Annotated in this window: 9 protein-coding genes; 6 read left to right on the top strand and 3 right to left on the bottom strand. The window is 66.3% G+C overall.

The window, feature by feature from the left end:
• Window positions 1-49 precede the first annotated feature (49 nt).
• Entirely contained in the window at window positions 50-1,666 is a 1,617-nt protein-coding gene (locus tag AC1D0P_RS18720; RefSeq protein ID WP_477678131.1) for an MFS transporter, read from the top strand.
• Between the two features lie 9 nt (window positions 1,667-1,675).
• Here the strand turns inward: AC1D0P_RS18720 and queC are convergent, their stop codons facing one another.
• Together queC and AC1D0P_RS18710 are read right to left on the bottom strand one after the other, a co-directional pair.
• Window positions 1,676-2,401, bottom strand: a complete 726-nt coding sequence (gene queC, locus AC1D0P_RS18715; RefSeq protein WP_477678130.1) for a 7-cyano-7-deazaguanine synthase QueC — start codon at window positions 2,399-2,401, stop codon at window positions 1,676-1,678.
• A gap of 18 nt (window positions 2,402-2,419) precedes the next feature.
• Entirely contained in the window at window positions 2,420-3,598 is a 1,179-nt protein-coding gene (locus tag AC1D0P_RS18710; RefSeq protein WP_477678129.1) for a fumarylacetoacetate hydrolase family protein, read from the bottom strand.
• A gap of 147 nt (window positions 3,599-3,745) precedes the next feature.
• On the opposite strand from AC1D0P_RS18710, the gene AC1D0P_RS18705 reads away from it, so the two are divergent.
• From AC1D0P_RS18705 to AC1D0P_RS18685, 5 genes are all read left to right on the top strand, one after another.
• A complete protein-coding gene (locus AC1D0P_RS18705; protein WP_477678128.1) occupies window positions 3,746-4,519 on the top strand; it encodes a 2-keto-4-pentenoate hydratase in 774 nt (257 codons plus the stop codon).
• A gap of 85 nt (window positions 4,520-4,604) precedes the next feature.
• Complete coding sequence (locus AC1D0P_RS18700) at window positions 4,605-5,408, top strand: isocitrate lyase/PEP mutase family protein (protein WP_477678127.1); 804 nt, start codon at window positions 4,605-4,607, stop codon at window positions 5,406-5,408.
• A 169-nt stretch (window positions 5,409-5,577) separates the two neighbouring features.
• Entirely contained in the window at window positions 5,578-6,030 is a 453-nt protein-coding gene (locus AC1D0P_RS18695; protein ID WP_477678126.1) for a carboxymuconolactone decarboxylase family protein, read from the top strand.
• Window positions 6,031-6,038: 8 nt separating this feature from the next.
• Window positions 6,039-6,935 carry an RNA polymerase sigma factor SigJ gene (sigJ, locus tag AC1D0P_RS18690; RefSeq protein WP_477678125.1) on the top strand — a complete coding sequence of 299 codons (897 nt, stop codon included), beginning with the start codon at window positions 6,039-6,041 and terminating at the stop codon, window positions 6,933-6,935.
• Complete coding sequence (locus AC1D0P_RS18685; RefSeq protein ID WP_477678124.1) at window positions 6,932-8,368, top strand: MFS transporter; 1,437 nt, start codon at window positions 6,932-6,934, stop codon at window positions 8,366-8,368. The genes sigJ and AC1D0P_RS18685 overlap by 4 nt, the downstream gene beginning before the upstream one ends.
• Before the next feature lie 25 nt (window positions 8,369-8,393).
• Here AC1D0P_RS18685 and AC1D0P_RS18680 read toward each other — a convergent pair whose 3' ends face one another.
• Entirely contained in the window at window positions 8,394-8,798 is a 405-nt protein-coding gene (locus AC1D0P_RS18680) for a DoxX family protein (protein ID WP_477678123.1), read from the bottom strand.
• Between the last annotated feature and the right edge of the window lie 102 nt (window positions 8,799-8,900).

Here is an 8,900-nt window from a genome sequence, read left to right as displayed (position 1 = left end):
GCCCTGTACCGCCTGACAGCCAGCCAGCTCCCTGGAGGAAGCGCCGCGAATGCCTGAAGAAATGTCCAAGCCGGCTGCGCCGGAGCCCACAGACCTCTCCGCCTGGGCGCCCATCAAGCGCCCGGTGTTCCGCATGTTGTGGAGCACCTGGCTGGTCGCCAACATCTGCATGTGGATGAACGACGTGGCGGCGGCCTGGATGATGACCTCCATGACCACCTCGCCGATCTGGGTGGCGCTGGTGCAGTCGGCCTCCACCTTGCCGGTGTTCCTGCTGGGCCTGCCCAGCGGGGCGCTCGCCGACATCCTGGACCGGCGCCGCTACTTCATCATGACGCAGTTCTGGGTGGCCGGCGTGGCCACGCTGCTGTCCATCACGGTGATCTCGGGTGTCATGACGCCCGCCCTGCTGCTGGCGCTGACGTTTGCCAACGGCGTGGGCCTGGCGATGCGCTGGCCGGTGTTCGCCGCCATCGTGCYGGAACTGGTGCCGCGCGTGCAGCTGCCCGCCGCGCTGGCGCTCAACGGCGTCTCCATGAACGCCTCGCGCATCGTCGGCCCGCTGGTGGCCGGCGCGCTGATCGCCGGCGCCGGCACTGAATACGTCTTTGTGCTCAACGCCGTGCTGTCGGTAGTCTCGGGCTTTGTCATCATGCGCTGGCGGCGCGACCACGCGCCCAGCCCGCTGGGGCGCGAGCGCCTGGTCAGCGCCATGCGCGTGGGCCTGCAGTTCGTCGGCCAGTCGGCGCGCCTGCGCGCGGTGCTGCTGCGCATCGCCATCTTCTTTTTCCATTCCACCGCCCTGCTGGCCCTGCTGCCGCTGGTGGCGCGCGGCCTGCACGGCGGCGATGCCGGCACCTTCACGCTGCTGCTGGCCTCCATGGGCGCCGGCGCCATCGTCGCCGCGCTCAACCTGCCGCGGCTGCGCCAGATGATGCCGCGCGACGTGCTGGTGATGCGCTCCACGATGCTGCAGTCGGTCTCCATGGCGGCCATGGCCTATGCGCCCAACGCCTGGGTGGCGGTACCGGCCATGGCGCTCAACGGCATGGCCTGGATCACCTGCGCCAATTCGCTCAGCGTCTCGGCCCAGCTGGCGCTGCCCGACTGGGTGCGCGCCCGCGGCATGTCGATGTACCAGATGGCCATCATGGGCGCCAGCGCCGCCGGCGCCGCGCTGTGGGGCCAGGTGGCCACGCTGAGCAGGGTCTCCACCGGCCTGCTAGTCGCCGCCGCCAGCGGCACCGCTGTGATGCTGGTGGCAAAGCACCTGGTGTCCGACCTCAGCATCGAGGAAGACATGACGCCCTCGCGCCAGTTCAAGGCGCCCGTGGCCGAAGAGCCGCCCGGCGTGGGCAATGTGGTGGTGACGATTGAATACCTGGTGGACCCGGCGCGCGCCGACGACTTCCGCGCGCTGATGCAGGAAAGCCGCCGCAGCCGCCTGCGCCAGGGCGCGCTCGAGTGGGAACTGCTGCGCGACGTGAACCGCCCCGGCCGCTTTGTCGAGCAGATCGTCGACGAATCCTGGACCGAACACCTGCGCCGCTTCGACCGCGTCACCGCCAGCGACGTGGCGCTGCGGGAGCGCAAGCTGGCGTTTCACATTGGCGAGGAGCCGCCCGTGGTGTCGCGGTGTGTCGTCGAAAGCCTGGTGCGGACCTGATTTGGCAACTCAGGTGGCGCTTGCCGTATACCGTTCAAAGCCCCGCGCCCGCAGCTCACAAGCCGGGCACGTCCCACACCCATAACCCCACGCATGGCGGTGCACACGATCACCCAGGTAGCAGGTGTGGGTGTGCTCCACGATCAGTTTCACCAGCGCCTCGCCGCCGCCCGGCTCGCCTGACTTCTCACCAATGTCATGCGCCAGCCGCCAGGTATCCGCCTTGTCTATCCACATCAGCGGCGTTTCGATCAGGAAGCGCTTGTCCATGCCCAGCGACAGCGCCAGCTGCATGGCCTTCATGGTGTCGTCGCGGCAGTCGGGGTAGCCTGAAAAATCGGTTTCGCAGACGCCGGTGACCAGCACCTGCAGGTCGCGCCGGTAGGCCAGCRCCGCCGCCAGCGTGAGGAACAGCAGGTTGCGCCCCGGCACAAAGGTGTTGGGCAGGCCCGAGCTTTCCATCTTGAAGGCCACGTCGCGGGTCAGCGAGGTGTCGCTGACCTGTCCCAGCACCGCCAGGTCCAGCAAATGGTCTTCGCCGAGCTTGTGGGCCCACTGCGGAAACTGCTGCTTGATTTCACGCAGCACATTGAGGCGCGCCTCCAGTTCCACCTTGTGGCGCTGGCCGTAGTCAAAGGCCACGGTCTCGACGCGTTCGTATTTGGACAGCGCCAGGGCCAGGCAGGTGGTGGAGTCCTGCCCGCCGGAAAACAACACGAGTGCGGAAGTGTGCATGCCGGTTACCTCCTTGCCTTAGATCAGCTTTCGTTTCGCCAGGCTTTTCATCAGCGCCGAGATACCGAAGGTCCAGGGCGCGGCCTTGTCGGAAGTGGTGACGCGGTTGACCAGGCTGCCCAGCTGCGGCGTGGCCACCGTGACCACGTCACCGACCACATGGGTAAAGCCCTGGCCGGGGCCGTGACGGTCCTGCGTGGGCGCGAACATGGTGCCCAGGAAGAGCATGAAGCCGTCCGGGTACTGGTGGTTGGCGCCTATGGCCTGTGCCACCAGGTCCAGCGGGTCCCGGCTGATCTTGCTCAGCGAGCTGCCGCCCTTCATCTCAAAACCCTCGGGGCCGGTCACCGTCATGTTCAGGTCGCTGCGGCGCACGTGGGCAATATTGAACTTGTCGTCGAACAGGCGGATGAAGGGGCCGATGGCGCAGGAGGCGTTGTTGTCCTTGGCCTTGCCCAGCAGCAGCGCGCTGCGGCCTTCGAAGTCGCGCAGGTTGACATCGTTGCCCAGCGCCGCACCCACCGTCTCGCCACGCGAATTGACAGCCAGCACGATCTCGGGCTCAGGGTTGTTCCAGTGGCTGTGCGGGTGTATGCCGACTTCAGCGCCAGTGCCCACCGCGCTCAGCGGCTGGCTCTTGGTGAAGATCTCGGCGTCGGGGCCTATGCCGACTTCCAGGTATTGCGACCACACGCCCTGGGCGATCAGCACTTCCTTGAGTTTGTCCGCCTCGGGCGAGCCGGGCTTGATGCTGCTGAGGTTGTCGCCGATCACGCCGACCACGGCCTTGCGCACCGCCTCGGCCTTGCTGGCGTCGCCGCGCGCCTGCTCTTCAATCACGCGCTCCAGCATGGAGGCGACAAAAGTCACGCCGGCCGCCTTGAGCGCCTGCAGGTCGCAAGGCGCCAGCAGCCAGGGCAGCGCAGGCTTGCGCGCATCGGCCGCGGAATTGGCCAGCACCTCGGCCGTGCCCGCCAGGCGCGGCAGCGAGGGCGCGGCGGCGCGCACGGCCTTGGCCACACCGGGTAGTTCCAGCAGCTGGCTGGCCGTGGCGGCCACGCTGGACAGGTCGAAGACGCTGTCGGGCGTGACCAGCGCCAGCACGGGCCCGGTGCCCTCTACCCACACGCGCCCGACCAGCAGGGCATCGGCGGCATCAACAGGCAGGGCGGAAGCAAGGCTCAAGGAGTTTTTCATGATGAAGGAATGGGGTTTGCGGAAGGGAACGGTGCGCCCAAAATCGGGCCCAGGCCGCCAATACTACAGGGGACGGAAGGCCGCCGGCGCCGCTACACTGAAATGCCCCCGCCCTCATGGGCAGCCCCACCCCACTCCCTGATCAATATGCCCCTCACCCCTGAACAGATCACGCAGGCCGCCACGGAGTTGACCGCCCGGCGAAACAGCGGCCAGCCCGGCCCGCGCCTGCCCGAAAGCTGCCGCCCGCTGGACCTCGAAGACGCCTGGCAGGTGCAGCAGGCCGTCACCCTCGGCCTGGGCCAGGCGGTGGGCGGCTGGAAGGCCTCGCCGCCCAGCCCCGGCAAGCTCGTGATGGCGCCGATCTACCGGCCCGCCATCAGCCGCGCCGCTATCTGTACCGTGGCTTTTCCCGCAGACAGGGAGGACAGCGTGAAAGTCGAGCCCGAGCTTGCCTTCGTGCTGGCCAAAGATTTGCCCGCGCGTGAGCAGCCCTATACCGAGGCCGAGATCGATGCGGCGGTGGGCGCGGTACATGCCGCACTCGAAATCTGCGCGAGCCGCTATGCCGACCCCAGCGGCCTGCCTTTCCCCGAGATGCTGGCCGACGGCCTGGTCAACAACGGCCTGTGGCTGGGACCTGAGCTGGCGGCGCCCGAGGCCGCGGCCTTTGAACTGAGCTGGCAGGCCGGCAACGGACCCCGGCAAACAGCCCAGGCCAAACACCCCAACGGACACCCGCGCGCGCCGCTTTACTGGCTGGCGAATTTTCTGCGCGAGCGCGGCCCGGGCCTGAAGGCCGGACAGGCCGTCATCACCGGCTCCTATGCCGGCGTGCTGACGGTGCCGGCCGATCAGACGGTGACATTTGAATACACAGGGCTGGCCCGTTTTGAGGTCGAATTCCGCCGAGATATATAGGTCTGGAAATGGCCGCTAACAGCCGCTAATGCCGACGCGGCTTGCTAAGCTGTACACCCTTCTTCTTTTCCCCAGCGGAGATACCATGCGAGCCCTTCACCACCCGCAGTTTTTGCAACTCCATCAGGCACCCGGCAACATCCTGCTGTTGCCCAACGCCTGGGACGCAGCCAGCGCAAAACTCTTTGAAGCATCCGGCGCCGCGGCCGTGGCCACCAGCAGCGCTTCGCTCGCCTGGGCTTGCGGTTATGCCGACGGCGGCGCGTTGCCGCCGGACGAACTGCTGCATGCGGTCAGCAACATCACCCGTGTCCTGAAGGTGCCGCTGACTGTCGACATGGAAGACGGTTACAGCACCGACCCGGCCGAGGTGGGACGGCTGGCAGCCGCGGTGGCGTCGGCCGGTGCTGTGGGCATCAACCTCGAAGACGGAAGCGGCGCGCCTGCGCTGCTGATGGAAAAAATACGCGCCATCCGAACAGCGCTCAAAGGCACGCCGCTGTTCGTCAATGCCCGCACCGACGTCTACCTGCGCAAGCTGAAAGTCGATAGCACCCCGGCCCAGGCCAGCATCGCCCGCCTGAAGCTGTACCAGCAGGCCGGCGCCGACGGCGCTTTTGTGCCCGGCCTCACGGCCATACCCGAAGTGGAAGAAATCTGCGCGGCCGTCAGCATGCCGCTCAACCTGATGGCCATGCCCGGCTTGCCGGCCGTCGCCGCGCTGCAGGCGGCCGGCGTGCGGCGCCTCAGCGTGGGGCCTGCCCCTTTCCAGGTGGCCTATGAACACGCCCGGACCAGCGTCGAGGCCTTGCTCAAACAAGACCTGTCGCCGCTGCTGGGCCCCAAGCTCGACTACTCGGCCATGAATGCCTTGCTGGCGGCTCGCTAGTCGATTCATCAATTCACTCCATGTCCCCGAACATCGCCTGACTCCCCCTGGGATTCAGGCGATTTTTCATGGATTTCATCTTTTTTGGGGGTGGCGTCACAAACGGCAAAGCTGGATCGTCAATACGGTGTGACATCCAACTTTTAAACGTTTTTTAAAGGAAACCACCATGACTGCCACTGCCGCTACCGCTGCCAACACCGCTCCCGTCCGCATTGACCTCGCCATTCCCGACGTTTTCCCCGCCTTGCTCAAGGTCAGTGAAACCATAGCCGCCCAGGGACTCGACAAAAAACTTCAGCACCTGATCCACCTGCGCGCCTCGCAAATCAACGGCTGCGCCTTCTGCGTGAAGATGCACCTGCGCGAAGCCCGTGAAGACGGCGAAAGCAACGACAGGCTGGACCGCCTCGTCGTCTGGGCCCACGTCAACGACTTCAGCGAAGCCGAGAAAGCCGCCCTGGCCTGGACGGAAGCCCTGACCACGCTCGACCACAAGACCGACTACGCCAGCCTGCGCGGCCGCCTGCGCCAATCGTTCACCGACAAGGAAATCGGCGCGCTGACCGCTAACATCGGCCAGATCAACCTCTGGAACCGCATCCAGGTCTCTGCACACTAAGGTTCGTCATGGAAAACATCGACCCCACCGCCGTGTTTGAAGAAAGGCGCAGGCATCTGTTCGGCCTGGCCTACCGCATCCTCGGTTCGCGGGCCGATGCCGAAGACGCCGTGCAGGACGTCTTCATCAAGTGGCTGGCGGCCGACCACGCCAGCATCGCGACGCCGGCCGCCTGGCTCACCACCATCTGCACGCGGCACTGCATAGACATGCTGCGCGACGCCCAGCGCAGCCGGGTCGACTATGTCGGCACCTGGCTGCCCGAACCGATCCAGACCCGCACTGACGAAACGCCCGAAACCCACGCGTTGCTGGCCTCGTCCCTGAGCATGGCTTTTTTGCTGCTGCTGGAGCGGCTCACGCCAAAAGAACGCGCGGCCTACCTGCTGCACGAGATTTTTGAAACACCCTATCCCGACATCGCCGAGATGCTGGACATGGAAGAAGCCGCCTGCCGCAAGCTGGTCTCACGCGCCAGCACCAACATCGCCCAGGGCAAGGTGCGGCACGTGACGCCGCCCAAGGTGCAGGACGACCTGCTCAGCGCTTTCCGTGAAGCCATCAGCGCCGGCAGCACCGAGGCACTCGCCGGGCTGCTGTCTGACGACATCGCCGTGTGCGCCGACAGCGGCGGCAAGGTCAGCTCCATCGACGGCGTGTTTCAGGGCAAGGGCAGCGTGCTCACCCTCATCGCCACCCAGCTGGCGCGCTACTGGGCCGCCTACGAGTGGCTGCCCTGCGAGATCAACGGCGGCCGCGCCATCCAGCTGCGCGCGAACGACGGCGAAATCGCCGCGGCCATCACCTTCGCCTACAACGACGAAGGCAAGGCCACCAACATCTACATCATGCGCAACCCCGACAAGCTCGACGGCCTGCATTTCGGGCCTGAAGCGCTGGCATGAACAGCCCACCCACGGGCTGGGCAGCCCTGCTGACCGGCGTCAACGCCGTGCGCACGCTGGCCCTGGTCGGTGGCGTGGCCCTGCATGCCATCAACCTCTACATAGGCACCACCATTCTCCCGTCCGTCGTGCGCGACATCGGCGGGCTCGAGTTCTATGCCTGGAACACAGCGCTGTTTGTGGTGGCCTCCATCATCAGCGCCGCCATGGCGACGCAGGTGCTGGGCAAGCTCGGGCCGCGCTTTGCCTATGTGCTCGGCGCCGCGATCTTTGCCCTGGGCTCGCTGGCTTGCGCGCTGGCGCCGTCCATGCCCGTCATGCTGGGCGGGCGCGTGGTGCAGGGCTTTGGCGGCGGCCTGCTGCTGGCCCTGCCCTACGCCATGATCCGCCTGCTGTATGACGAAGCCTTGTGGTCCCGGGCGATTGGCCTGCTGTCGGGCATGTGGGGCGTGGCCACACTGGTCGGGCCGGCCATAGGCGGTGTGTTTGCCCAGATGGACGCCTGGCGCATGGCCTTTGGCGCGCTGATTCCGGCGGCGGCGCTGTTCACGCTGCTGGCCGTCAGCGTGATTCCGCGGCGCAACACCCCCAGCAGCCCGGCATCGCCGGTGCCTTGGGCGCAGCTCTTTTTGCTGGCCGGCGCGGTGTTTGCGGTGTCCGCCGGCAGCGTCAGCCCGCAGGTGGCCTGGAATGCCGGGGGCGTGGCAGTCGCGATAGCGCTCAGTACCTTGCTGGTCATGGTCGACAAGCGCGCCGCCAAGCGTTTGCTGCCTAAAGACGCCTTTCGCCCCGGAACGCTGGGCGCGCTCTACCTCGCAATGGCGCTGCTGGCCATGATGGTCACGTCCACGGAGATTTTTTCGCCGCTGTTTTTCCAGGTGCTGCATGCGCAGACGCCGCTCGCCTCCGGCTACCTCGCCGCCATCATGTCGGCGGGCTGGACCTTGGGTTCACTCATCAGCTCCAGCGCTACCGGCAGCCGGGCCAGGCTGGCGATCCGCGTCGCACCGGTGCTGGCACTCGCGGGCCTGGTGGGCATGGCGGTGCTGATGCCCTCGCCCAGCGACGGCAGCTGGCAAGTGCTGGCCCCGATCTGCATCGCCATGGTGGCCGTGGGCTTTGCCGTGGGCATCGCCTGGCCGCACCTGAGCACCCGTGTGCTGCAGATCGCGCCGCAGGGCGAAGAAGACCTTGCGGCCTCTTCCATCATGACGGTGGAGCTGTTTGCCACGGCCATGGGCGCGGCGCTGGCCGGCATGTTGGCCAACCTGGGCGGGCTGAGCAGCCCCGGCGGTTTGCCGGGGACGGCCGGCGCGGCTCAATGGCTGTTCGCCGTTTTCACCATAGCGCCCGCGCTATGCCTGCTGACCTCGCGGCAGACCGCGGGTTCAGGCTCGCCAGCGATCAGACAAACAGCAGACAAGGCCTCGTGAAGCAGCCCCGGCTTGCGCCGGTGTCTTACTTCCGCGAACGGAGCGCGTCCACGCTCCAGGCGCCGCCGCCGGCAGCGGCAAAGAACAGGAAGACAAAGCAGAACAACACAGCCGACTCGCCGCCATTCAGCATGGGCGATGCCACAAAGCCTTTGGACGCATGGCCCATGAAATAAGCAAATGCCAGGAGGCCCGACAGCACAAAGGCCACGGGACGCGTGAAGAGGCCGATCAGCAACAGCGCACCGCCAAAGAGTTCCAGGATGCCGGCAAAGCCAATCAGCGACATCACCTGCAGCCCGTCGAAATAGGCCACGTGGGGAAAGCCCAGCAGCTTGGCTGTGCCGTGCTGAATCAGCAAATAAGCGGAAACAATGCGAAGCACCGACAGTGCGCGTGAAGTCAGCTGGTCGTTCTGGGCAAAAGCCATGGGATTCCCTCCGTTAAAAGGGAGTCTGAGAGGCCTGCCGTGAAAAAGTTCAGCGCGGTTGCGCAAGTTTCTGACGCGGCCTGGCCGAAGCTAGTGAAGGGC

Source organism: Polaromonas sp. P1_G2 (genome assembly GCF_056405515.1).
Note: the sequence above shows the minus strand (reverse complement) of the source record. Positions and strands in the feature narration are given on the sequence as shown.